Origin of the sequence: Massilia sp. Root351 (genome assembly GCF_001425045.1) — a bacterium.
Lineage (GTDB): Bacteria > Pseudomonadota > Gammaproteobacteria > Burkholderiales > Burkholderiaceae_D > Rugamonas.
In genome coordinates this window covers 1-24,229 of the sequence record NZ_LMDJ01000010.1, presented here as the reverse complement: position 1 = coordinate 24,229, position 24,229 = coordinate 1, and the positions used below count along the sequence as shown (strand labels likewise).

Genomic DNA, 24,229 nt, shown 5'->3' with positions numbered 1-24,229 from the left:
CCTCACGACAGCAAGGCAAACAGTTCGCGGTAGCGGAACGCCTGCGTCATGTGGCGCAGGCGCCCGGCCAGGTCGGGACACTCGCGTTCGATCGCGGCCAGCGCGCCGGCCAGGCGCTGCTGGTCCAGTTCCACCGCGCCTTCTTTCAACGCCTTCCGCACTTCGGCGGGCAGGCCCGACAACTCTTCTTTCAGCACCGGTTTCATGCCGCCGCCGGCCCCGCTTTCACCGGCGCAGGCCGCACGCAGGAAGCGCACGCCGAGCAGTTGCTCGATGCGCGCGTACAGCTCCGCCGTGTCCAGCGGCTTGCGCAGGAAGGCGTCCGCGCCCGCTTGCAGCGCCACTTCGCATTGCTCCTCGAACGCGCTGGCGGTGCACATGATCACGCGCACCTCGTCGCAGTCCGGCTGGCTGCGCATGCGCCGTATCGTGGCCAGGCCGTCCAGCTCCGGCATGCGCCAGTCCATCAGCACCAGCTGCGGCGCGAAGCTGGCCACGCGCGCCAGCGCTTCCACGCCGTTGTTCGCAAACGCCACCACGAATCCCAGCGGCTCGAGCAGTTCGCCCAGCAGCAGCTGGGACTCGCGGTCGTCGTCGGCCACCAGCACGCGCTTGCCGCGCTCGTGCAGCGCCAGCCCCAGCACGGTGCCGTCGGCCGATGGCAAGGCGCGCGGCGCCTCCGCCAGCGGCAAGTTCAGCGTAAACCTGAACACCGAGCCTTGCCCCACTTCCGACTCCACCTGCAGCACGCCGCCCAGCAGCTCCACGTACTCGCGCGAGATCGCCAGCCCCAGCCCGGTGCCGCTTTCGCTGGCCGGCGCGCCCACCTGCACGAAGGGGTCGAAGATGCGCTGCAGGTCGCCCGGCGCCATGCCGATGCCGGTGTCGCTGATGACGAAGCTGATGCAGGCCTGGCCGCCCTTGCAGGCCGCGTCATACCCGGCATGCGCGCTGGCCTGCAGCAGCACGCGCCCTTGCTGGGTGAACTTGAGCGCGTTGCCCAGCAGGTTGATGAGCACCTGGCGCAGCTTGACCGCGTCCACCTTCACGGCAGCCGGCAGCCGCTCCATGGCCAGCTCCAGCTCCAGTCCGGCGTGCTGCGCGCGGATGCGCAGCATCTCGGCCACCTCTTCCAGCAGGCGCGCCAGGTCGGTGTCGGCGGCGTCCACGCGGGTGCCGCCGGCTTCGATCTTGGACAGCGCCAGCACGTCGTTGATCAGGGTAAGCAGGTGCTGGCCGGAACGGTGGATGATGTCCAGGTTGCGCTGCTGGTCCGGCAGCAGGGTGCCGGAGCGCGACATCAGCTGCGAGAAGCCGATCACCGCATTGAGCGGGGTACGCAGCTCGTGGCTCATCTTGGCGAGGAATTCGGACTTCACCTGGCTGGCCGTTTCGGCCGCGTTGCGCGCGGCGATCAGGCTGGCCTCGGCCGCCTTCTGCTGCGAGATGTCGCGCAGGATGCCGATCACGCGCGGCCGCCCGCCCACCTCCACCTCGCTGATCGCCACGTGCATGGGGAAGGCGCTGCCGTCGCGCCGCTGGCCTTCCAGGTCCATGCTGCGCGCCGCGCCGGGATCGCGCCGCACGGCGCGCCCGGCCAGCGGGATCAGCTTGCCGACCGGGCGTCCCAGGATCTCGGCTTCGCTGTAGCCGAACATTTCCTCGGCGGCGCGGTTGAAGCTGAGGATGACGCCCTGCTCGTCGACCGAGATGATGCCGTCGGCCGCGTTGTCGACAATGGCGCGCAGGCTGGCGTTGCGCTCGTCCACCAGTTCCAGCAGGTGGTCGCGGTGGCGCCGCATTTCTTCCTCGGCCTGCTTGCGCTCGGTGATGTCGTAGTGGATGCCGGTCATGCGTACCGCCTGGCCTTGCGCGTTGCGCAGCACCTGGCCGTCCGATTTCATGTAGCGGATGCCGCCGTCCGGATGGACCACGCGAAATTCGATGTCGTAAGGCTGGTCGCTGCACAGCGCGCGCTGGCGGGCGCGTTCGCACAGCTGGCGGTCCTCGGGGTGGACGGTGGCCAGCCAGGTCTGGTGCGCGTCGCCCAGCTGGCCCGGCGCCACGCCGCACAGGTGGTACATGCGCTCGTCCCACACCAGTTCATTGGCCGACAAGTCCCAGTCCCAGATGCCGAGCCGTGCCGCGCGCGTGGCCAGCGCCAGCTGGTCGACCAGGTGCGCACGGTCCTCCTCCACGCGGCGGCGCTGGTCGATGTCTTCGATCAGCACGTCGCACACGGGGCTGTCGTCGGTGCCGGCGCGCACGAAGGTGGAGCGCACCCAGCGCGGCACGCCGTCGCAGCAGCGGATGCGGTGCTCGTACTGGCTGATGGCGCCGCTGTCCAGCGCGGCGGCGGCGCGCGCCGCCACCAGCGCGCGCTCCGGCTCGGCGACAATGGTCAGCCATAGGGTGGGGTCGTCCTGGAACGCCTGCGGCGGATAGCCGGTGACCGCTTCGCAACCGGAACCGTGGCCGTACGAGCGCAGCTGCCGGCCTTCGCGGCGCAGCGAGAACAGCTGGTGCGTGACGGCGCCCAGCAGGCGGCGGTAGCGCTCGCGCGAATCGGACAGCTCGTCGGCGCTGCGGCGCAGCGCCTCGGTGCGTTCGGCCACCAGCGCCTCCAGGTGCGCGCTTTGCTGCTCGAGCGCCAGGCGCTGGCGGTACAGGTCGCAGAACACGCGCACCTTGGACGCCAGCACGTGCGGCTCCAGCGGTTTGATCAGATAGTCCACCGCGCCCAGCTCGTAACCCTTGAACTGCGCCGCGCGGTCCTTCATGCCGGCCGTGACGAAGATCACCGGCAGGGTGCTGGTGCGGGGATTGGCGCGCAGCAGTTCAGCCGTTTCGAAGCCGTCCATGCCGGGCATTTGCACGTCCAGCAGCACCGCCGCGTAGTCGGCGCGCAGCACCGCGCGCAACGCTTCCGGGCCGGAGCTGGCGCGCACCAGCTGCACGTTGGCCTGCTCGGCCAGCTCGCCCAGCAGGCCTTCCAGCGCCAGCAGGTTGGCCGGCTGGTCGTCCACCAGCAACAGGCGCAGCTGCCGGCTGTCCGGACCGGCGCGCCGCGCCGCCATGACATTCTCCACCTGGCTCACATAGCGTTCGAACTCGGCAATGGCCAGGCGCTGGCGGTACAGCGTGGCGAACACGTTGACCTTGGCGTGCAGCACCACCGTCTCGATCGGCTTGACCAGATAGTCCACCGCACCGCTCTCGTAGCCGCGGAAGGCGAAGTCGCTGCCGCCCAGCAGCGCGGTGACGAACACGATGGGCACGTTGCGGGTCTTCGGATTGGCGCGCATCAGCGTGGCCGCTTCGTAGCCGTCCATGCCGGGCATCTGCACGTCCATCAGCACCAGGCCGAATTCGCGCCGCAGCAGCTGGCGCAAGGCGTCCTCGCCGCTGCCGGCAACCACCAGCTCGAGCCCTTCCACGCCCTCCAGCAGCGCGGTCAGGGCCAGCAGGTTGTCGTCGTTGTCGTCCACCAGCAGGACCGGCACCGGGGCCAGGACGGCGGCGCGGCGGTTCATGCCGCCTCCGTGCCGGCCAGGCGCTGCAGCAGCAGCGGCAGCCGCGCCAGCGTGGCGATGGCGTTCGGCGTGCCGGGCGACAGGCGCGCCAGCGCCGCGCGCGGCATCAGGTCCATCACGGCGTCGGCTGGGTCCTGCACGATGGTGTAGCCGCCCAGCCGCGCGATGTGCGCCAGGCCGTCGGCGCCGTCGGCGCCGGCGCCGGTCAGCACCACGCCGGCCAGCGCGCTGCCAAAGCAGGCGGCTGCCGATTCGAACAGCACGTCCACCGAGGGCCGCGCGAAACTCACCGGCGCGTCGGCCGACAGCGACAGCCTGCCGTCGCGTTCCACCAGCAGGTGGTAGCCGGCCGGCGCCAGGTAGACGGTGCCGCGCTGCGGCAGTTCGTTCTCGTCGGCCTCCTTCACGCGCAGCGCCGCCATGCTGTCGAGCAGGCGCGCCAGGCCGTCGCCGGAACCCGGCGAGACGTGGATGACCACCAGCAGCGGCAGCGCAAAGTCCGCCGGCAGCGCCGGCAGCAGGCGCTGCAGCGCGTCCACGCCGCCCAGCGACACGCCCAGCACGATGGCGCGGAAACGCGGCTTTTTCGGGCCGTTCATATTGGCGCCCCGGTGGCGTACTGCTTGCGGTAGATGCGGGTGGGCGCGGCCACCTCGCGGTAGCGCGGCGCGATGGCGCGCTGCTCCAGCGTTTCCTTGCTGCCCAGGCAGAGGAAGCCGCCGGGCGTGAGGCAGCCGTCGAACAGCGACAGCAGGCGCTCCTTGAGCGCGGGCTTGAAGTAGATCATCACGTTGCGGCACAGGATCAGTTGCATCTCGCTGAAGTCGGCGTCGGTGGCCAGGTTGTGCGCGGCGAATACCACGTTGCGCAGCAATTCCGGATCGAACAGCGCGCGGCCATAGCGCGCCACGTAATAGTCGGAAAAGGCGGTGCTGCCGCCGGCCTGCTGGTAGTTCTTCGTGTAGCGCTGCATGTCGCGCAGCTCGAACATGCCTTGCCGCGCGCGCTCCAGCACCGCTTCGTTCAAGTCGGTGGCGTAGATGCGGCATTGCCGGGCCATGCCCTCTTCGCGCAGCAGTATCGCCAGCGACAGCACTTCCTCGCCGCCGGAGCAGCCGGCCACCCAGATCCTGGCGTGCGGGTAGGTGCGCAGGTGCGGCAGCACGTCCTCGCGCAGGGCCTTGAAGAAGGGCGGGTCGCGGAACATGTCGGATACGTTGACGGTGACCTCTTCCACCAGCGCGCGGCACAGCTGGGCGTCGCGCAGCAGCGCCGAGGTGGCGGCGCCGAAGCTGCCGTAGCCGGACCTGGCCAGCCACGCCGTCAGGCGCCGTGTCAGCGAGGCGCCGGCGTAGCCGCTGAAATCGTAGCCGTGCGCCTGCTTCACGGCGCTGACCAGCAGGCCGATCTCGAACGCCACGATGTCCTGCTCGTTCACGCCACCTCCCCGGCCTGGTACAGCCACACCCGCATCAGCGAGAACAGCTTGTCCAGGTCCACCGGCTTGGCCAGGTAGTCGCTGGCGCCCGCGTCCAGGCATTGCTTCTGGTCGCCCAGCATGGCCTTGGCGGTGAGCGCGATGATGGGCAGGCGCGCCCAGCGCGCTTCCCGGCGGATGCGGCGCATGGCTTCGAAACCGTCCATCTCCGGCATCATGATATCCATCAGCACGATGTCGATGTCCGGGTGCGCCTGCAGCTGCGCCAGCGCTTCGGCGCCGTTGCCCGCCTCGACAACGTGCATGCCCTTCTCGGCCAGCACCGAGCACAGCGAGAAGATGTTGCGGATGTCGTCGTCCACCAGCAGCACCTTGCGCTGCTCGAACATGGCTTCCTTGTCGAGCGCGCGGCGTATCATCTTCTGCTGGTCCTGCGGCAGCGAGCTTTCCACCAGATGCAGGAACAGGCTCACTTCGCCCACCAGCCGCTCCGGGCTCTTGGCGCCCTTGACGATGATGCTGTCCGTGTAGCGCCGCAGGCGCGCCTCGTCCGCCTCGTTCAGGTTGCGGCCCGAGTGCACGATGACCGGCATCTGCGGCGCGCAGGCGCTGTCGCGCAGGCGGTCGAGCAGTTCGAAGCCGGTCATGTCGGCCAGGCCCAGGTCCAGCACCATGCAGTCGTAGCGCTCCTTCGCCAGCAGAGCCAGGGCCTGGGTGCCGGAGCGGGCGATGGTGATGTCCAGGCCATCGGTCTGCAGCAGCTCGGACACGCTCATGGCTTCGAACTCGTCGTCCTCGACCACCAGCAGGCGCTTGTCGGTGCGCACGATGGCCGCGCCGATCGAATCCAGCACCGCGTCCAGCTGCTCGGCGGTGACCGGCTTGGTGATGAAGCCGATCGCGCCCAGGCCCATGGCTTTCTGGCGGTCCTCCAGGCAGGTGATGAAATGCACCGGGATGTGGCGCGTAGCGGGATTGTCCTTGATGCTGCGCATCACGCCCCAGCCGTCGATATGGGGTAGCATCACATCCAGCAGGATGGCGTTGGGACGGTAGCGCTCGGCCAGCGCCAGGCCGTCCTCGCCGTCGCAGGCGACAATAGCCTGGAAGCCGTGGCTGCGCACGGTGTCGCGCAGGATGCGGGCGAACGACAGGTCGTCTTCCACGATAAGGATGCAGCGGCACTCCGGCTGCACGGCGGCGCGGTCGTCGTCCATCGCCATCGAAGGGGAGACGTCGCGCGCGGCGCCGGCCACACCCGGCCGGTCGGCCCCGGCCAAGGCGGCGCTGCCTGGATGCGCTGGCGCGCTCAGCGGCGCGGCGGATGGCCCATGGTCCTGTTCCACCGGCGCGGCCGCCGGCTGCGGCGCGGACTGCACGGCGGCGGCGTCGCGCGGCAGGAACAGGGTGAAGGTGCTGCCCGCGCCCACCGCGCTGCTGAGCCGTATCTCGCCGCCCATGCGGCGCGCCAGCTGGCGCGAAATCGACAGGCCCAGGCCGGTGCCGCCGAACTTGCGGCTGGCCGAGCCGTCGGCCTGCTGGAAGGCGTGGAAGATGCGCTCCTGCTGGTCGGCCGCCACGCCCACGCCGGTGTCGCTGACGGCAAAGGCCAGCGCCTCGCCGCCCAGGCCATGCTCGCCGCCGCGTGCGCGGCGCACGCTCATGCCCACCTTGCCCCCGGGCGTAAACTTGACCGCGTTGGCCAATAGGTTCTTCAGGACCTGCTGCAGGCGCTGGCCGTCCGTACGCAGCAGCGGCGGCGTGCCGGCGGCGATCTCGACGCCGAAGTCCAGCCCGTTATGCTCGGCCAGCGGCTGGAACAGCGCACGCATCTGCTCGGCCACGGCGTCCAGCGCCACGTCCTCCAGGTGCAGCTCGACGCGGCCCGCCTCGATCTTGGACAAGTCCAGGATGTCGTTGATCAGGTTGAGCAGGTCCTTGCCTGCGCCGTGGATGGTGCCGGCGTATTCCACCTGCTTGCTGCTCAGCTTGCCCTCCCGGTTCTGCTCCAGCAAGCTCGACAGGATCAGCATGCTGTTCAGCGGCGTGCGCAGCTCGTGCGACATATTGGCCAGGAACTCGGACTTGTAGGCGCTGGTGCGCTCCAGCTCGTCGGCCTTGCGGCGCAAGGCCAGGCTGGCCTGCTCGCTCTCGGCACTCTTCTGGCGTATCACCTCGCGCTGCTGCTCGAGCAGCTGGGCGCGCTCTTCCAGCTCCTCGTTGGACTGCTGCAGCTCTTCCTGCTGCACCAGCAATTCCTCGGTCTGCACCTGGGTCTGTTCCAGCAGGGCCGCCACGCGGCGGCGCGCGTGCTCGACGCCGATGGCCACCGCCACCGCCTCGGCCGCCTGGCGCAGCCACGCCAGCACGGGCGCCTCGAACTGGCCGAAGGTGCCGATCTCCACCAGCCCCACCAGCGCGCCGTTGTGCAGCAGCGGCACCGCTGCCACGGCCGCCGGCGCGGCCTGGCCCAGCGCCGAGGCCACGTCCAGGTAGGCCGGCGGCACCGGCGCCAGCACGGCGATGGCGCCGCCGCGCGCCGCGTTGCCGGCCCAGCCCTCGCCCAGCGCGAAGCCGGCGCGCGGCGCCGTGCCGGGCGTGTAGGCATGGCTGGCCGCCAGCTCCAGCCACTGGCGTTCCGGATCGTACAGATACAGCGCGCCCACGGCGCCGCCCACGTGCCGCGTGAGGAAGCTGGTCACGGCCTGCGTCAGCTCGGCCAGCGCGCGCTCGCCGCGCAATTCGATGTTGAGCGTGTTGATGCCGGTCTTGGCCCAGTCCTGCAGGCGCTCCTCGTCGCGGTGCAAGCGCAGGGTGCGCGCCATGCGGGCGAAGCCGCGTCCCAGGCTCTGCTGGGCCGCGCCCATCGCGGCGATGGCGCCCACCAGCGCGCCGATCTCGTCGCGCCGCGCCACCAGCGGGCTGGCGGCCAGCGCGGGCGGCTCGCGCACTTCGCGGCTCAGGTCGCCCGCCGCAATGGCCTCCACCTGCTCGGCGCGCTCGGCGCTGTCCTTGCTGAGCGCGCTCAGGGTGTCGAGCACGCCGCGGATCTGGCCGGTCAGCGCCAGATAAGTGCCCAGCGCCAGATAGGCGAACAGCACGCAGGCCAGCACGCTGGGCACCACGGTCCAGGCCAGGCTGGCGCGCGCGGCCGCGATGCGCCGCTCGATATGCTCGCGCAGCGCCGGCGCCAGCACTTCGTTGCCGCCCGCGTAGATCTGGTCGATCAGGCTGGTGAACTGCGCCACGTACTCCTCCGAGCTGGTGCCGAAGCGGGCGCCGATGACGTCTTCCTGCACCATGCCAAGCGCGATGCGCATGCCGGCCTCGACGTTCTGGTCGAGCCCGGTCAGCACGCCGCGCAATGAGGGGTTGTAGCTGATGACTTTATCAAGGTTGGCGGTTTGCAAATCCCGCGCGATGCGCGTGTGACCCAGCAGGCCGGCCATTTCCAGCCGCTCCGGCTCGGTGGCGGTCTTGCGCGCCAGGATGGCGGCGCCGAAGGCGCGGGTCTGGCCCAGCCGTTCCGTGAAGAAGGGCAGCTTGACGATGGTGTCCATCAAATAAAAACTGGCGATGTCGGGGTCCAGCGTCAGCGCGCTGGAATCGGCCACGTCGGAGGCCAGCACCAGCATCTTGGCGATCAGCTGCTGGTGGCGCAGGGTATTGGTCTGCTGTGGCCATTCCAGGCCGAACTGGCGCAGTGAACGCCAGTCCGCGCTCACTTCGCGCCAGCGCTGGCCGGCCAGCACCTTGGGCGGCAGCGCCTCTCCCAGGCGCAGGAAGGCCGTGTCGACCTCGGCCGCCTTGGCCTGCTGGCGCGCGGCGAAGGCCCGGTTGCCGCCGAGCAGTCCCGCAGCCAGGCCACGGTCGTGCTGCACCAGCTGGATGGCGCGGTTCAGGCGCACCAGCGCTTCCAGGCCGCGCAATTCTTCGCGGGAAGGTTCGATTACCCTGTCAAGCGCGCGGTACAGGCTGACCTGCAGCACCGCCACGGCGGCCAGCGCAAGCAAGCCCAACAACAGGAACTTGTGCGCATAGCGCAGCCTGCCCATCAAATTGATGGCGGGGTAAAACAGGGCCTTCATTTCTCTCCCGGTCAGATGTCAGCGCGTGCACTGAGGCTAGGATCGGCGAGCGACCAAGTAGTGTCAAGGAGAAAAAAAGTTTGCCGGGCGAGGCTGCGGCGTGGCCGCCACACTATATCGTCACGCTAAAAACGCACGCGGCCGATCAGCATATCGCGGTACATCACCCAATCGCCCAGCAGGCTGTAAAACGGATATTTGAACGTAGCCGGACGGTTATGCTCGAAGAAGAAATGGCCGGCCCAGGCAAAACCATAACCAGCCAGCGGAATAAACCACAGCAAGCCGTAAACTCCGCGCACCACGGCGGCGGCGATAATCAGGACGATCAGGCTGGTGCCGATAAAATGCAGGAGGCGGCAGGTTGAATTGGAGTGTTCCTGCAAATAAAAAGGGTAGAATTCCTTGAAACTGCGAAAGCGCGCTGTTCCATTCATCTTTCCCATGTCAACTCTCCTCGACGCGGCTGGCGTAACTCAGATCGGTTTCATCGCCCCATACAAATACTTTCGGCTCCTGCAATACATGCACAAGGAATTGCTGGCGTTCGCGCAGGCGGCGCCGGAAATCGGGCAGCGTATATAAATTCGGATTGATCTTGCGGCGCAAAATGCGTTCCGCCACCGGCAACCGCGACAGCAATTCGCCATAGCTGGTGTTATCGCCGATCAGCAGCAATTCAATTTTATCTTCGCTGGCTTCCTGTTCCTTGGCCGTGGCGCCATAGACGAAAGCCACATTTAGCTGGTCGCCCAGCGGCGACAATGCCGAATTCAATACGCTCACCAGGCCGAATGTCTTGCGCACCAGGCTGGATAATTCCGCATACACCAGGCTCTCTTTATTCGGCCGGAAACGGCGCACATTGCCGATACGCTCGGACACGATCAAACCGGAATCATGCAGGCGGCGCAGTTCACGCTGGGCGGATGCGCTGCCCAATCCCGTGAGGCGCATGATTTCGTTGAGGTGGAAACCGTCATTAACGCGCACGAACATCAGACCCAGCAGCTTTTGCTGGGCGGGAGTGAAGAGGGCTTGGGCGATCATGGGCCAAATCTTAGCACGGATAAGCCAGCATCTGGCATAGCAATCCGCAGCCGCGTGCGCGGAGGCCGCATTCCACCGTAGCCGATGTGGCGCAGCCTCCACGCGCGGCCGGCCCGCGCAGCCGCTCCCGGCGCCGCCCGCCCCATCCGGCAACCCTGTGGCAAAATGGGCGCTTCCCCTCATTCGCTCCGCCCCGCCAGGACATCCAGATGCAATTGATTAAAGCCAGTAATGAAGACCTGCAGCAACTCGTCTATATCGTTAATCAAGCCTATCGGGGCACTGGATGGACCAGTGAAGCCGAGTTAATCAGTGGCCCGCGCATTAACCTGCACACGCTGCTGGAAATAGCCGGGGGCACTGCAACCACCGTATTCTCCGCGAAAGGCGCTGACTCGGCCTTGCTCGGCTGTGTTTCCCTGAGCCCGGCGACTGATGGCCAATGGTATTTATCCATGCTGGCAGTCAACCCAGCGATTCAAGCCGGCGGCACCGGCAAAGCGATTATGGCCGCTGCAGAGAAATTCGCTGTGGAACATGGCGCCACGTCAATTAAGATTTCCGTTATTAACCATCGCGACAGCCTCATCGCCTGGTATGAACGGCGCGGCTACCGTAAAACCGGCGCTACCGAGCCTTTCCCCTACCATGACCCAACCGTCGGCAAACCACTCCGCGACGATCTCGAATTGATTACGCTGACGAAACTATTGCCCGCCATTTGACCGGCACGCTGTAAATCCTGCTTTACATTCGGCGCAAATGTGCCATCCTGTAGATGTGAGGTGTTGCTGTTCCGGATGGACTCAAGTTACCGGGCGGACATGTCACTGAAGTAAGGGGGCCGCTTTCGTAGTGGCCCCTTCTATTTTTATCGCCACGCACTGCGCCCCATCAATACTGCGACGCCCCGGCCGTGCCACCATTCCCCTTCAATTCAATCGGAGGCGGCGATGGCAGACGACTACGATACGCCTTGGAAAAATGCACTCAGCCGTTATTTTCCAGAGTTTATGGCATTCTATTTCCCGGCCATTTACGCTGACATTGACTGGCAGCAGCCGGTGGAATTCCTGGACCAGGATATGGCCCAGCTGACGCCCGACGCCGTGATCGGGCCGCGCCGAGTGGATAAACTGGCCCGCGTCAGCATGCTGACCGGGCCGGCGCAGCCAGTGCTGGTGCATGTTGAAGTCCAGAATTGGCCCGGCCGCACCTTCGCCGAGCGCATTTTCGTTTATAACTATCGAATCTATGATCGCCACAGGTGCCCGGTCACGTCGCTGGCGGTCACCGCCGATAGCGGCTACCGGCCGCCCGATGCGGCTGCCGGCCGGGCTGGAATCGAGGCTGACGCAAGCGGTAAGGAAACTTCGAAAGGAGGAAACCATGGACTATCTTCTGCCATTCGAACGCGAGGCGCTGGCGCGTGGCGAGCAAGAAGGACTCGAACGGGGCATCAGGCAGGGACAGGCACTGGTGCTGGAACGCTTGCTGGCACACCGCTTCGGCATCCTTCCGGACTACGTCAAGCAAAGGCTGCAGGACGCGGACACTGCCCCGTTGACTGTCTGGACGGACCGCCTGCTGTACTCGGCCACGCTGTCGGATCTCTTCGGGTCGCAGCAGACCGCATAAAAAAACGGCACCCGAAGGTGCCGTTTTGCTTTGGAGCTTGAAGATTACGCTTCGTCGCCGCCGTGAGGAACTTCCTCGCCTGGCAGCTCGGCCACGATGGCCGCGCGTTCCGCGTCCAGCAGGGCTTTGCGTTCTTCCGCTTCCCAGACTTCCTTCTCGCGGCGCGCGCGGTGGAAGGCCAGGCCGGTACCGCCAGGAATCAGGCGGCCCACGATGACGTTTTCTTTCAGGCCGCGCAGACCGTCGCGCTTGCCCATGATCGCCGCTTCGGTCAGCACGCGGGTGGTTTCCTGGAACGATGCGGCCGAGATGAACGAATCGGTCGACAGCGATGCCTTGGTAATACCCAGCAGCACGTTTTCGTAGGTTGCAGGAATCTTCTGGGCCGCGTTCATGCGGTCGTTTTCTTCCAGCAGCTCGGAACGCTCCACCTGCTCGCCGACGATGTAGTCGGTGTCGCCGGCGTTGACGATCTGGACACGGCGCAGCATCTGGCGCACGATCACTTCGATGTGCTTGTCGTTAATCTTCACGCCCTGCAGACGGTACACGTCCTGCACTTCGTCAACGATGTAACGCGCCAGCGCTTCGATACCCAGCAGGCGCAGGATGTCTTGCGGATCGGCCGGGCCGTCCACGATCATCTCGCCCTTGTTCACCACCTGGCCGTCGTGCACCAGCACTTGCTTGTCCTTGGTAATCAGGAACTCGTGCTTGTTGCCGTCCATGTCGGTGATTTCCAGACGCTGCTTGCCCTTGGTTTCTTTACCAAACGCCACCGTACCGGTGACTTCCGCCAGCATGCCCGCGTCTTTCGGCGAACGTGCTTCGAACAGCTCGGCAACGCGCGGCAGACCGCCGGTAATGTCGCGGGTCTTCTGCGATTCGGTCGGGATACGCGCCAGAACCTCACCCACGGACACTTGCTGGCCATCTTTCACCATGATCAGCGCGCCGACCTGGAAGCCGATCGCCACTGCGTGTTCGGTGCCGGCAATCTTCACTTCGGCGCCGTCTTCGTTCAGCAGTTTCACCTGCGGACGCATGGTCTTGGTCAGCGAACCGCGGCGCTTGGCATCGATTACCACCAGGGTTGCCAGACCGGTCACTTCGTCCACCTGGCGGGCCACGGTCACGCCTTCTTCGACGTTCTCGAAACGCACCGTACCGGCGTACTCGGTGATGATCGGACGGGTCAGCGGATCCCAGGTCGCCAGGGCCGTGCCGGCCTTGATGACCATGCCGTCCTTGACGATCAGGGTCGCGCCGTACGGCACCTTGTGACGCTCGCGCTCACGGCCGTGGTCGTCGGTAATCAGCACTTCACCGGAACGGGAAATGACGATTTGCGCGCCCTTGCCGTTGGTGACGTAACGCATGGTCGAGGTGAAGCGGATGGTACCGTTCGACTTCGCTTCCACGCTCGAGGCCACTGCTGCACGCGATGCCGCACCACCGATGTGGAAGGTACGCATGGTCAGCTGGGTACCCGGCTCACCGATCGACTGTGCTGCAACAACACCGACTGCTTCGCCGGAGTTCACCAGCATGCCGCGGCCCAGGTCGCGGCCGTAGCACTTGGCGCACAGGCCGTAGCGCGTGTCGCAAGTCAGCGGGGTGCGGACCTTGACCTCGTCGATGCCCATGCGCTCGACTTCTTCCACCATGTCTTCGTCCAGCAGCGTGCCGGCTTCGAACACGGTTTCCTGGGTCTCAGGATTGACGATGTCGGTGCCTGCCACGCGGCCGAGGATACGGTCGCGCAGCGCTTCGATCACTTCACCGCCTTCGACCATCGCCTTCATCAGCGTGCCGTTGGAGGTGCCGCAATCGTCCTCGATCACCACCAGATCCTGGGTCACATCGACCAGGCGGCGGGTCAGGTAACCCGAGTTCGCGGTCTTCAGTGCCGTATCCGCCAGACCTTTACGAGCGCCGTGGGTCGAGATGAAGTACTGCAACACGTTCAGGCCTTCGCGGAAGTTCGCGGTAATCGGCGTTTCGATAATCGAACCGTCCGGTTTCGCCATCAGGCCTCGCATACCAGCCAGCTGGCGAATCTGCGCTGCGGAACCGCGGGCGCCCGAGTCGGCCATCATGTAAATCGCGTTGAACGATTCCTGGGTGGTGGTGGTGCCGTCGCGTTTCACGACGTCTTCCACTTTCAGCTGGTCCATCATGGCCTTGCCGACTTCATCGGAGGTCTTGCCCCAGATGTCGACCACCTTGTTGTAACGCTCGCCGGCGGTCACCAGACCCGAAGCGTACTGCTGCTCGATCTGCTTGACTTCGGACTCTGCAGCCGAAATCAGGGTGACTTTTTGTGGCGGTACCAGCATGTCGTCCACGCAGATCGAAATACCGGCGCGGGTTGCCAGGCGGAAGCCCGACTGCATCAGCTGGTCGGCGAACACCACGGTGGCGCGCAGGCCGCACTTGCGGAACGACGTGTTGATCAGCTTGGAGATTTCCTTCTTCTTCAGCGCGCGGTTCAGCACGGAGAATGGCAGGCCCTTCGGCAGGATCTCGGACAGGATGGCGCGGCCGACCGTGGTTTCATAACGGGTCAGGGTGCGCACGAACTCGCCGGTCGCCGGATCTTTTGGATGCTCGACGATACGCACGGTGATGCGCGTGGTCAGTTCGACTTCCTTGTTGTCGTAGGCACGGATGACTTCCGACACGTCCGGGAACAGCATGCCCTCGCCCTTGGCGTTGATCGCTTCGCGGGTCGCGTAGTACAGACCCAGCACGATATCCTGCGAAGGAACGATGGACGGCTCGCCGTTGGACGGGAACAGGATGTTGTTCGACGCCAGCATCAGCGTGCGCGCTTCCATCTGCGCTTCGATCGACAGCGGCACGTGGACTGCCATCTGGTCACCGTCGAAGTCGGCGTTGAATGCGGCGCAGACCAGCGGGTGCAGCTGGATCGCCTTGCCTTCAATCAGGACCGGCTCGAACGCCTGGATGCCCAGACGGTGCAGCGTAGGCGCACGGTTCAGCATGATCGGGTGTTCGCGGATGACTTCTTCCAGGATGTCCCAGACCACCGGTTCCTGGATCTCGACCAGTTTCTTGGCCGCCTTGATGGTGGTAGCCAGACCCATCAGTTCGAGCTTGTTGAAGATGAACGGCTTGAACAGTTCCAGGGCCATCAGCTTCGGCAGACCGCACTGGTGCAGTTTCAGCTGCGGACCCACCACGATCACCGAACGGCCGGAGTAGTCGACGCGCTTGCCCAGCAAGTTCTGGCGGAAGCGGCCGCCCTTACCTTTGATCATCTCGGCCAGCGACTTCAGCGGACGCTTGTTGGCGCCGGTCATCGCTTTGCCGCGACGGCCGTTGTCCAGCAGCGAGTCCACTGCTTCTTGCAGCATGCGCTTTTCGTTGCGCGTGATGATCTCTGGAGCGCGCAGCTCCATCAGGCGTTTCAGACGGTTGTTACGGTTGATGACGCGGCGATACAGGTCGTTCAGGTCGGAGGTCGCGAAGCGGCCGCCGTCCAGCGGTACCAGCGGACGCAGTTCCGGCGGCAGCACCGGCAGCACTTCCATGATCATCCAGTCCGGCTTGATGCCGGAACGCTGGAACGCTTCCAGCACTTTCAGGCGCTTGGCGTACTTCTTGATCTTCGCTTCGGACTTCGATTCCTTCAGTTCCACGCGCAGCGTCTCGGCATCGCGGTGGATGTCGATCGAGCGCAGCAGTTCACGGATGCCTTCGGCGCCCATGAAGGCGGTGAAGTCGTCGCCGTACTCTTCGTACTTGGCGGCGTAGTCGTCTTCCGACATGATCTGGCACTTCTTCAGCGGGGTCATGCCGGGGTCGGTCACGACGTATGCTTCGAAGTACAGCACGCGTTCGATGTCGCGCAGGGTCATGTCCAGCACCATGCCCAGGCGCGACGGCAGCGATTTCAGGAACCAGATGTGGGCGGTTGGCGAGGCCAGCTCGATGTGGCCCATGCGCTCGCGGCGCACCTTGGCCAGCGTGACTTCGACGCCGCATTTTTCGCAGATCACGCCGCGGTGCTTCAGGCGCTTGTACTTGCCGCACAGGCATTCGTAATCCTTGATCGGGCCAAAGATCTTGGCGCAGAACAGGCCGTCGCGCTCAGGCTTGAAGGTGCGGTAGTTGATGGTTTCCGGCTTTTTGACTTCGCCGTAGGACCACGAACGGATTTTTTCAGGAGAGGCCAGACCGATCTTGATCGCGTCGAACGTCTCGTTTTGCTGAACTTGCTTGAATAGATCGAGCAGAGCTTTCATGTATCACTCCAGGTGATTGAATTCTTAAAGCTGCCGGGTGGAGGGTTTCCGCCGCCCGGCGGCGCCAGTGTCTTAGTTGCGTTCCAGGTCGATATCGATACCCAGGGAACGGATCTCTTTCACCAGCACGTTGAACGATTCCGGCATGCCTGCGTCGATCACGTGGTCGCCTTTGACCAGGTTTTCGTACACTTTGGTACGGCCGTTCACGTCATCCGACTTCACAGTCAGCATCTCTTGCAGCACGTAGGACGCGCCGTATGCTTCCAGTGCCCACACCTCCATCTCACCGAAGCGCTGGCCGCCGAACTGGGCTTTACCGCCCAGTGGCTGCTGCGTCACCAGCGAGTACGGACCGGTCGAACGCGCGTGCATCTTGTCGTCCACCAGGTGGTGCAGTTTCAGCATGTGCATCACGCCGACGGTGACCTTGCGCTCGAACGCTTCGCCGGTGCGGCCGTCGTACATGGTGACCTGGTTCTTCGACGGGGTCATGCCCAGTTTCGTGGCGATCTCGTCAGGGTAAGCCAGGTCCAGCATGCGGCGGATTTCGGACTCGTGCGCACCGTCGAACACCGGCGTGGCGAACGGCACACCTTTTTTCAGGTTGTGCGCCAGTTTCATGATCTCTTCGTCGTCGAATTGATCGATGTCTTCCGGACGGCCCGACTCGTTGTACACGGTGGTCAGATACTTGCGCATCTCTTCGACCTTGATCTGCTGCGCCAGCATTTCGCCGATGCGGATGCCCAGGCCCTTGGCTGCCCAGCCCAAGTGGGTTTCCAGGATCTGACCCACGTTCATGCGGGACGGCACACCCAGCGGGTTCAGCACCACGTCGGCCGGGGTACCGTCGGCCATGTACGGCATGTCTTCCACTGGAACGATACGGGAAACCACACCCTTGTTACCGTGGCGGCCGGCCATCTTGTCGCCCGACTGCAGGCGGCGTTTCACGGCCAGGTAGACCTTGACCATCTTCTGCACGCCAGGCTGCAGCTCGTCGCCTTGCGTCAGCTTCTTGCGCTTCTCTTCGAAGGCCAGGTCGAACTGGTGGCGCTTCTCGTTGATGGATTCCTTGATGGCTTCCAGCGCGGTGGCGGCGGCGTCGTCCGCAGGGCGGATGTCGAACCAGTGGTACTTGTCCAGATCATCCAGGTATTCCTTGGTGATCTTGGCGCCTTTGGCCAGCTTCTTCGGACCGCCGTTGACCACTTGGCCGATCAGCATCTTCTCCAGACGCTGGAAGGCGTCGCCCTCCACGATACGCATCTGGTCGTTCAGGTCCAGGCGGAAGCGCTTCAGCTCGTCGTCGATGATCTGCTGGGCGCGCTTGTCGCGCACGATGCCTTCGCGGGTGAACACCTGCACGTCGATCACGGTGCCGACCATGCCCGACGGCACGCGCAGCGAGGTGTCTTTCACGTCCGACGCTTTTTCGCCGAAGATGGCGCGCAGCAGCTTCTCTTCCGGGGTCAGCTGGGTTTCGCCCTTCGGCGTCACTTTACCGACCAGGGTGTCGCCTGCGGTCACTTCCGCGCCGATGTAGACGATACCGGACTCATCCAGACGAGCCAGCTGGTTCTCAGCCAGGTTCGAGATGTCGCGGGTAATTTCTTCCGCGCCCAGCTTGGTATCGCGTGCAACAACCGACAGCTCTTCGATGTGGATCGAGGTGTAGCGGTCGTCTTTCACGACGTTTTCCGAGATCAGGATCGAATCTTCGAAGTTCAGACCATTCCATGGCATGAAGGCCACGGTCATGTTCTGGCCCAGCGCCAGCTCGCCCAGGTCGGTCGATGCGCCGTCGGCGATCACGTCGCCCTTGGCCACGCGGTCGCCCACTTGCACGATAGGACGCTGGTTGATGTTGGTGTTCTGGTTGGAACGGGTGTATTTGATCAGGTTGTAGATGTCCACACCGACTTCGCCGGCGGTCGCCTCTTCGTCGTTGACGCGGATCACCACGCGGCCTGCATCGATGTAGTCGACCACGCCGCCGCGCAGCGCTTGCACGGTGGTGCCCGAGTCGACCGCCACGGTGCGTTCGATACCGGTACCGACCAGCGCCTTTTCAGGACGCAGGCAAGGCACAGCCTGGCGTTGCATGTTGGCACCCATCAGCGCGCGGTTCGCGTCATCGTGTTCCAGGAACGGAATCAGCGAAGCCGCCACGGACACGATCTGGCCCGGCGCCACGTCCATGTACTGGATGCGCTCCGGCGACACCAGGATGGTCTCGCCGGCTTCACGGGCCGACACCAGCTCGTCGCTCAGTTTGCCTTCGGCGTTGATGGTCGCATTCGCCTGGGCGATGATGTAGCGGCCTTCTTCGATGGCGGACAGGTAGTCGATCTTGTCGGTCACCATGGAGCCTTCGACCTTGCGGTACGGGGTTTCCAGGAAGCCGTATTCGTTCAGGCGGGCATACAGTGCCAGCGAGTTGATCAGGCCGATGTTCGGGCCTTCAGGCGTTTCAATCGGGCACACGCGGCCGTAGTGGGTCGGGTGCACGTCGCGCACCTCGAAGCCGGCGCGTTCGCGCGTCAGGCCGCCAGGGCCCAGAGCGGAAACACGGCGCTTGTGGGTGATTTCCGACAGCGGGTTGGTCTGGTCCATGAACTGCGACAGCTGGGACGAACCGAAGAACTCGCGGATCGCGGCCGAAATCGGCTTGGAGTTGATCAGGTCGTGCGGCATCAGGTTGTCGGCTTCGGCCTGGCCCAGGCGTTCCTTGACGGCGCGCTCCACGCGCACCAGGCCGGCGCGGAACTGGTTTTCGGCCAGTTCGCCCACGCAGCGCACGCGGCGGTTACCCAGGTGATCGATGTCGTCCACTTCGCCGCGGCCATTGCGCAGCTCGACCAGGATCTTGATCACGGCCAGCACGTCTTCGTTCGACAGCGTCATCATGCCGGTCAGTTCGTCGCGGCCGATGCGGCGGTTGAACTTCATGCGGCCGACGGCGGACAGGTCGTAGCGGTCGGCGCTGTAGAACAGGCCGTTGAACAGCGCTTCCACCGATTCTTCGGTTGGCGGCTCGCCGGGACGCATCATGCGGTAGATCGCGATGCGGGCGGCGGTCTGGTCCATCGTGTCGTCGATGCGCAGGGTCTGCGAGATGTAGGCGCCCTGGTCCAGATCGTTGGTGTACAGGGTCTGGATGTCGGCGATCGACGCGTCGCGCAGGCGGGCCAGCACGTCTTCGGTCAGTTCGTCGTTGGCGTTGGCCACCACTTCACCGGTTTCCGGATCGACGATGTTCTTGGCCAGCACGCGGCCCAGCAGGTAGTCTTCCGGCACCGAGATATGCTTCAGGCCGGCCGCGTCGATGTCGCGCACGTGCTTGGCGTTGATGCGCTTGTCCTTCATGACGATGGTCTTGCCGGTCTTCGGATCGACGATGTCGAAGCGCGCGACTTCGCCGCGCAGGCGCTCGGCCACGAATTCCATCTCGGCGCCTTCGGAGCGCAGGTGGAAGTTGTCGAATACGAAGAAGTTCGCCAGGATCTGCTCCGGCGTCATGCCGATCGCCTTCAGCAGGATGGTCACTGGCATCTTGCGGCGGCGGTCGACGCGGAAGAACAGGATGTCTTTCGGGTCGAACTCGAAGTCCAGCCACGAACCGCGGTAAGGAATGATGCGGGCCGAGAACAGCAATTTGCCGGACGAGTGGGTCTTGCCACGGTCGTGCTCGAAGAACACGCCCGGGGAGCGGTGCAGCTGCGAAACGATAACGCGCTCAGTACCGTTGATCACGAACGAACCGGTGGTGGTCATCAGGGGCAGTTCGCCCATGTAGACTTCCTGTTCCTTCATTTCCTTGACGACCGGCTTGGTCGGCGATTCCTTGTCCAGGATCACCAGGCGCACCTTGGCGCGCAGCGGCGACGCGAACGTCAGGCCACGCAGCTGGCATTCCTTGACGTCGAAGGCGGGGTCGCCCAGCACGTACGACAGGAACTCGAGACGCGCGAAGCCGTTGTGCGAAACGATAGGGAAAATGGAGGTGAAGGCCGACTGCAGGCCGTCATTCTTGCGCGTCGACGGTGCGATGTCTTCTTGCAGGAAGTTGTGGTAGGACTCGAGCTGGGTAGCCAGCAGGAACGGAACGTTGTGGACGTTGGCGCGCTTCGCGAATGACTTGCGAATGCGTTTCTTCTCAGTAAATGAGTAGTGCATGGACACTCCGTGAGTGACAGAAAGGATAGAAAATTCAGGTTTTGCAAGGTGCGCTGCGGAACGAACGTCACACAGACGAAACCTCAAGCCTCTATCATTTCAGGTCGATATGATCAAACTGCAGCTTGAATTTTGCTACAAATACGCGCTACAAATACGACAAAGACGACAAAGGAGCCAAAGCCGGCATTCCTCCCTTCCGGAAGGAATGCCTCACTTTGGCTCGGGCGAAAACTGCTCGCCGGTACAACTAGATTACTTCAGATCGGCCTTGGCGCCAGCTTCTTCCAGCTTCTTCTTGCCGGCTTCAGCGTCAGCTTTCGACAGCGCTTCTTTCACGACTTTTGGTGCGCCGTCAACAACGTCTTTAGCTTCTTTCAGGCCCAGACCGGTGATTTCGCGAACAACTTTGATCACGCCAACTTTGTTTGCGCCAACTTCGGACAGAACCAGGTTGAATTCGGTCTGCTCTTCAACTGCTGCGCCAGCTGCTGCGCCGCCAGCTGCTGGAGCGGCCATAGCGGCTGCCGACACGCCGAATTTTTCTTCGAAAGCTTTGACCAGTTCGTTCAGGTCCATTACGGACATTTCGCTCACTGCGTTCAGGATATCGTCTTTGGAAATTGCCATTTGAAACTCCTAATTTATTTGTATGCTACAGAATTGTTTACTTGAGAAAAAAAGCGCGGCGCTATTAAGCAGCTGCGGTTTCTTCGGCTGCAGGAGCAGCTTCCGAACCTTCGCCTTTTTTCGCTGCCAGAGCAGCCAGACCACGTGCAAAGCCCGATACCGGAGCCAGCATAACGCCCAACAGCTGCGAGATGAGGACTTCACGGCTAGGAATGCTCGCCAGCGCGGTAACAGCAGCTTTATCCAGCTGTTTACCTGCGTAGTTACCGGCGATGATGACCAGCTTGTCGTTGGTTTTAGCGAAGTCGTTGATGACTTTCGCTGCTGCAACGGCATCATCCGAGATCGAGTAGATCAGCGGACCGGTCATGCTGTCAGCCAGGGCGGCGAACTGCGTACCTTCTACTGCACGGCGAGCCAGGGTGTTCTTCAGAACACGCAGGTATACGCCTTGGGTACGCGCTTTAGCACGAAGTTGCGTCAAGTGAGCAACCTGGATGCCACGGTACTCGGCCACGACCACGGTTTGCGCAGTTGCTACTTTTGCGGAAACTTCGGCTACGACGGCCTTTTTGTCATTCAGATTGAGACCCACGGTCAACCTCCTTAAATGATGTTTGGCAAATGCCGCACATCGGTTCGAACAACGGCGTCCGAGGTTAGGAGTCCAATGGACTGCAAAACTTGTTCGGGTACACCATCTGCGTTGGGCGCTGTGTGGCGATTAAGCGGAAAGCCTGCCTGCTGCCCTCCACCCCAACGGTCTTTGATTGCCTGCCCGCCGGAGCGGACAGCCCAAAGATGCGCCCCGGGCTTGCGCCCGGGGACTTGATTCTTTACTTAAGCAGCCAGACCAGCGTGGTCAACACGGACGCCAGCGCCCATGGTCGACGAGATCGCTACTTTGCGCAGGTACACGCCTTTCGACGATGCCGGCTTGGCCTTGTTCAGCGCTTCGATCAGGGCAACCAGGTTGCGCTTCAGATCGGCGTCGTCGAAGGACTTGCGGCCGATGGTGGCGTGGATGATACCAGCCTTGTCGGTACGGTACTGCACCTGGCCGGCTTTCGCGTTTTTCACGGCGGTAGCGACGTCAGGGGTTACAGTGCCCACCTTCGGGTTAGGCATCAGGCCGCGTGGGCCCAGGATCTGGCCCAGGGTACCAACGATACGCATGGTGTCTGGCGAAGCGATGACGATGTCGAAAGGCATGTCGCCGGCTTTGACGCGCTCGGCCAGGTCTTCCATACCAACCACGTCGGCGCCGGCTGCCTTGGCAGCTTCAGCCTTGTCGCCCGAAGCGAACACGGCCACGCGTACGGTCTTGCCGGTGCCGGCTGGCAGCACGACGGAACCACGTACCACCTGGTCGGATTTCTTAGGATCCACACCCAGCTGTACCGACACGTCGATCGATTCGTTGAACTTGGCGGTGGCCAGTTCTTTGATCAGCGCAACTGCGTTGTCGAAAGCGTACACTTTGGTACGGTCTACTTTAGCCTTGATGGCTTGAGCGCGTTTGGACAGTTTTGCCATGATTAGATGCCCTCTACCGTGATGCCCATCGAACGTGCGGAACCGGCGATGGTGCGCACTGCTGCGTCCATGTCGGCGGCGGTCAGGTCCGGGGTCTTCAGTTTTGCGATTTCTTCAGCTTGGGCGCGGGTCAGCTTGCCGACTTTGTCGGTATGTGGCTTCGGCGAACCTTTGGTGACGCCCGAGTGCTTCTTGATCAGGTACGTCGCTGGCGGGGTCTTCATCACGAAGGTGAAGGACTTGTCGGCGAATGCGGTGATCACGACTGGGATCGGCATGCCTGGCTCCATACCTTGGGTCTGCGCGTTGAACGCTTTGCAGAATTCCATGATGTTCAGACCGCGCTGACCCAGCGCTGGACCGATTGGAGGGGATGGGTTTGCTTTACCGGCTGGCACTTGCAGCTTGATAAAGCCAATGATTTTCTTTGCCATTTGGGCACTTCCTATCTTTGGGTTTGAGTAGTAGCGCCCCGCCGGTACTACATGGCAGGGCTCCTCTGATTCGGATTAGGCCGGAGCCGCGCTCCGTGGGGCGCTTGCAGCTTAAACCTTCTCGACCTGGCCGAACTCGAGTTCGACGGGGGTCGCGCGGCCGAAGATGGTAACCGAGACGCGCACTTTGGACTTTTCGTAGTTCACTTCTTCCACGTTGCCGTTGAAGTCGGTGAACGGACCATCCTTGATGCGGACTTGCTCGCCCACTTCGTACAGCACTTTCGGACGCGGCTTCTCGACGCCTTCCTGCATTTGCTGCATGATCTTGTCGATCTCGCGCGCAGGAATCGGAGTAGGCTTGTTCGACTTGCCGCCGATGAAACCGGTGACCTTGCTGGTGTTTTTCACCAGGTGCCAGGTTTCGTCGGTCATTTCCATTTCCACCAGCACATAGCCGGGGAAGAAACGACGCTCGGTGACGGACTTCTGGCCGTTCTTGACTTCCACCACTTCTTCGGTGGGCACCAGGATCTGGCCGAACTGATCTTGCATGCCGGCGCGCTCGACGCGCTCGGTCAGTGCACGCTGGACGCTTTTTTCCATGCCGGAATAAGCGTGCACAACATACCAGCGCTTGTTGCTGACTGGCGTGCTCAGCGCAGCGGCGGCATCTTGTGCCGGTGCCGGAACTTCGCCCGGCACGTCGTCTTGCACATTTTCGCTCATTATTGTTTCCAACCCAGAATCACGTCGTACAACAGGAATTCCAGCAACTTATCCGTGCCCCACAGGAACACAGCCATTACCAATACAAAGGCAAACACGATCATCGTGATTTGCGTTGCTTCTTTGCGCGTAGGCCAAACGACTTTTTTGGTTTCGCGGACGGCTTCTTTAGCGAAATTCAGGAAATCGCGGCCGGAGGTAGAGGTGTAAGCAATGCCGGCGGAAATAAGCAAACCACCCACAAGCGCAGCTGCCCGCACCAGGGATGGTTGACCTGCCAGGTAAAAGAACCCGACTACGCCTGCAATCGCTGCAACCACTGCCAGCACGACTTTGAACTTGTCGTTTGACGTGCTAACGGTTTGCACGGATTGATTAGACATTCTATTTTACTTTCGGTGCCCTGCACCAGATTCGGTGGCAGGGGCGGAGGGCCTCGAACCCCCAACCTTCGGTTTTGGAGACCGACGCTCTGCCAATTGAGCTACGCCCCTACGTAAAACTTGATCAGTGAATCCGCAATTATAGCACCCGACTGCAGTCGGGCGCTAGTGTTTGGCGCAGATTCTTAGCCGAGGATCTTGGCAACGACGCCAGCACCCACGGTACGGCCGCCTTCGCGGATTGCGAAGCGCAGACCTTCTTCCATCGCGATCGGGTTGATCAGCTTGACGGTGATCGACACGTTGTCGCCTGGCAT

17 protein-coding genes, 1 tRNA gene and 1 pseudogene are annotated in these 24,229 nt (G+C 63.5%); 2 read left to right on the top strand and 17 right to left on the bottom strand.

Features of this window, described 5'->3' with window-relative positions; translation table 11 throughout:
- Positions 1-2 precede the first annotated feature (2 nt).
- The 6 genes from ASD15_RS12625 to ASD15_RS12600 all read right to left on the bottom strand — a co-directional run bounded on the left by ASD15_RS12625 (position 3) and on the right by ASD15_RS12600 (position 10,109).
- Complete coding sequence (locus tag ASD15_RS12625) at positions 3-3,533, bottom strand: response regulator (RefSeq protein ID WP_057155343.1); 3,531 nt, start codon at positions 3,531-3,533, stop codon at positions 3-5.
- Positions 3,530-4,132 (bottom strand): chemotaxis protein CheB, encoded by a 603-nt coding sequence (locus tag ASD15_RS12620; RefSeq protein ID WP_057155342.1) that lies wholly within the window; start codon positions 4,130-4,132, stop codon positions 3,530-3,532. The genes ASD15_RS12625 and ASD15_RS12620 overlap by 4 nt, the downstream gene beginning before the upstream one ends.
- Positions 4,129-4,971, bottom strand: coding sequence for a protein-glutamate O-methyltransferase CheR (locus tag ASD15_RS12615; protein ID WP_057155341.1), 843 nt, complete (start codon positions 4,969-4,971; stop codon positions 4,129-4,131). The genes ASD15_RS12620 and ASD15_RS12615 overlap by 4 nt, the downstream gene beginning before the upstream one ends.
- Positions 4,968-9,059 carry a response regulator gene (locus ASD15_RS12610; protein ID WP_057155340.1) on the bottom strand — a complete coding sequence of 1,364 codons (4,092 nt, stop codon included), beginning with the start codon at positions 9,057-9,059 and terminating at the stop codon, positions 4,968-4,970. The genes ASD15_RS12615 and ASD15_RS12610 overlap by 4 nt, the downstream gene beginning before the upstream one ends.
- A gap of 125 nt (positions 9,060-9,184) precedes the next feature.
- Positions 9,185-9,505: a DUF962 domain-containing protein gene (locus tag ASD15_RS12605; protein WP_229418166.1), complete on the bottom strand. Its 321-nt coding sequence runs from the start codon at positions 9,503-9,505 to the stop codon at positions 9,185-9,187.
- 1 nt (position 9,506) lies between these two features.
- Positions 9,507-10,109, bottom strand: a complete 603-nt coding sequence (locus tag ASD15_RS12600) for a hypothetical protein (RefSeq protein ID WP_057155339.1) — start codon at positions 10,107-10,109, stop codon at positions 9,507-9,509.
- A gap of 209 nt (positions 10,110-10,318) precedes the next feature.
- Here ASD15_RS12600 and ASD15_RS12595 point away from each other — a divergent pair, with 209 nt between their 5' ends.
- Complete coding sequence (locus ASD15_RS12595; RefSeq protein WP_057155338.1) at positions 10,319-10,834, top strand: GNAT family N-acetyltransferase; 516 nt, start codon at positions 10,319-10,321, stop codon at positions 10,832-10,834.
- Between the two features lie 207 nt (positions 10,835-11,041).
- Here ASD15_RS12595 and ASD15_RS32290 read toward each other — a convergent pair whose 3' ends face one another.
- On the bottom strand, positions 11,042-11,500 hold the full coding sequence (locus ASD15_RS32290) for a hypothetical protein (RefSeq protein WP_157200923.1): 459 nt from the start codon (positions 11,498-11,500) through the stop codon (positions 11,042-11,044).
- On the opposite strand from ASD15_RS32290, the gene ASD15_RS32285 reads away from it, so the two are divergent.
- Positions 11,499-11,747: a hypothetical protein gene (locus ASD15_RS32285; RefSeq protein ID WP_057155337.1), complete on the top strand. Its 249-nt coding sequence runs from the start codon at positions 11,499-11,501 to the stop codon at positions 11,745-11,747. The two genes, ASD15_RS32290 and ASD15_RS32285, sit on opposite strands and share 2 nt — an antisense overlap.
- 44 nt (positions 11,748-11,791) lie before the next feature.
- Here the strand turns inward: ASD15_RS32285 and rpoC are convergent, their stop codons facing one another.
- The 10 genes and pseudogenes from rpoC to ASD15_RS31680 all read right to left on the bottom strand — a co-directional run.
- Entirely contained in the window at positions 11,792-16,018 is a 4,227-nt protein-coding gene (gene rpoC / locus ASD15_RS12585) for a DNA-directed RNA polymerase subunit beta' (RefSeq protein WP_057155336.1), read from the bottom strand.
- A 72-nt stretch (positions 16,019-16,090) separates the two neighbouring features.
- The gene (gene rpoB, locus ASD15_RS12580; RefSeq protein ID WP_057155335.1) at positions 16,091-20,200 is read right to left on the bottom strand and encodes a DNA-directed RNA polymerase subunit beta; all 4,110 of its coding nucleotides are present in this window, start codon (positions 20,198-20,200) and stop codon (positions 16,091-16,093) included.
- A 255-nt stretch (positions 20,201-20,455) separates the two neighbouring features.
- Positions 20,456-20,830, bottom strand: coding sequence for a 50S ribosomal protein L7/L12 (rplL, locus tag ASD15_RS12575; protein ID WP_057155334.1), 375 nt, complete (start codon positions 20,828-20,830; stop codon positions 20,456-20,458).
- Between the two features lie 64 nt (positions 20,831-20,894).
- Positions 20,895-21,425, bottom strand: coding sequence for a 50S ribosomal protein L10 (rplJ, locus tag ASD15_RS31685; RefSeq protein ID WP_056392631.1), 531 nt, complete (start codon positions 21,423-21,425; stop codon positions 20,895-20,897).
- A gap of 245 nt (positions 21,426-21,670) precedes the next feature.
- Positions 21,671-22,366 (bottom strand): 50S ribosomal protein L1, encoded by a 696-nt coding sequence (gene rplA, locus ASD15_RS12565; protein WP_057155332.1) that lies wholly within the window; start codon positions 22,364-22,366, stop codon positions 21,671-21,673.
- Positions 22,367-22,368: 2 nt separating this feature from the next.
- Positions 22,369-22,800, bottom strand: a complete 432-nt coding sequence (gene rplK, locus ASD15_RS12560; RefSeq protein WP_056392621.1) for a 50S ribosomal protein L11 — start codon at positions 22,798-22,800, stop codon at positions 22,369-22,371.
- 111 nt (positions 22,801-22,911) lie between these two features.
- Complete coding sequence (gene nusG, locus ASD15_RS12555; protein WP_057155331.1) at positions 22,912-23,529, bottom strand: transcription termination/antitermination protein NusG; 618 nt, start codon at positions 23,527-23,529, stop codon at positions 22,912-22,914.
- Positions 23,529-23,912 (bottom strand): preprotein translocase subunit SecE, encoded by a 384-nt coding sequence (gene secE, locus ASD15_RS12550; RefSeq protein ID WP_056392625.1) that lies wholly within the window; start codon positions 23,910-23,912, stop codon positions 23,529-23,531. Before secE ends, nusG begins: the two co-directional genes overlap by 1 nt.
- Before the next feature lie 35 nt (positions 23,913-23,947).
- Positions 23,948-24,023: transfer RNA gene (locus tag ASD15_RS12545), tRNA-Trp, on the bottom strand.
- 74 nt (positions 24,024-24,097) lie between these two features.
- Positions 24,098-24,229: pseudogene (locus tag ASD15_RS31680) on the bottom strand (elongation factor Tu); the annotation flags it as partial.

Coding starts and splice junctions, on each gene's coding strand:
- ASD15_RS12625 (WP_057155343.1), bottom strand. CDS start 3,533: ATGAACCGCCGCGCCGCCGTCCTGGCCCCGGTGCCGGTCCTGCTGGTG.
- ASD15_RS12620 (WP_057155342.1), bottom strand. CDS start 4,132: ATGAACGGCCCGAAAAAGCCGCGTTTCCGCGCCATCGTGCTGGGCGTG.
- ASD15_RS12610 (WP_057155340.1), bottom strand. CDS start 9,059: ATGAAGGCCCTGTTTTACCCCGCCATCAATTTGATGGGCAGGCTGCGC.
- ASD15_RS12605 (WP_229418166.1), bottom strand. CDS start 9,505: ATGGGAAAGATGAATGGAACAGCGCGCTTTCGCAGTTTCAAGGAATTC.
- ASD15_RS12600 (WP_057155339.1), bottom strand. CDS start 10,109: ATGATCGCCCAAGCCCTCTTCACTCCCGCCCAGCAAAAGCTGCTGGGT.
- ASD15_RS12595 (WP_057155338.1), top strand. CDS start 10,319: ATGCAATTGATTAAAGCCAGTAATGAAGACCTGCAGCAACTCGTCTAT.
- ASD15_RS32285 (WP_057155337.1), top strand. CDS start 11,499: ATGGACTATCTTCTGCCATTCGAACGCGAGGCGCTGGCGCGTGGCGAG.
- ASD15_RS32290 (WP_157200923.1), bottom strand. CDS start 11,500: ATGGTTTCCTCCTTTCGAAGTTTCCTTACCGCTTGCGTCAGCCTCGAT.
- rpoC (WP_057155336.1), bottom strand. CDS start 16,018: ATGAAAGCTCTGCTCGATCTATTCAAGCAAGTTCAGCAAAACGAGACG.
- rpoB (WP_057155335.1), bottom strand. CDS start 20,200: ATGCACTACTCATTTACTGAGAAGAAACGCATTCGCAAGTCATTCGCG.
- rplL (WP_057155334.1), bottom strand. CDS start 20,830: ATGGCAATTTCCAAAGACGATATCCTGAACGCAGTGAGCGAAATGTCC.
- rplA (WP_057155332.1), bottom strand. CDS start 22,366: ATGGCAAAACTGTCCAAACGCGCTCAAGCCATCAAGGCTAAAGTAGAC.
- rplK (WP_056392621.1), bottom strand. CDS start 22,800: ATGGCAAAGAAAATCATTGGCTTTATCAAGCTGCAAGTGCCAGCCGGT.
- nusG (WP_057155331.1), bottom strand. CDS start 23,529: ATGAGCGAAAATGTGCAAGACGACGTGCCGGGCGAAGTTCCGGCACCG.
- secE (WP_056392625.1), bottom strand. CDS start 23,912: ATGTCTAATCAATCCGTGCAAACCGTTAGCACGTCAAACGACAAGTTC.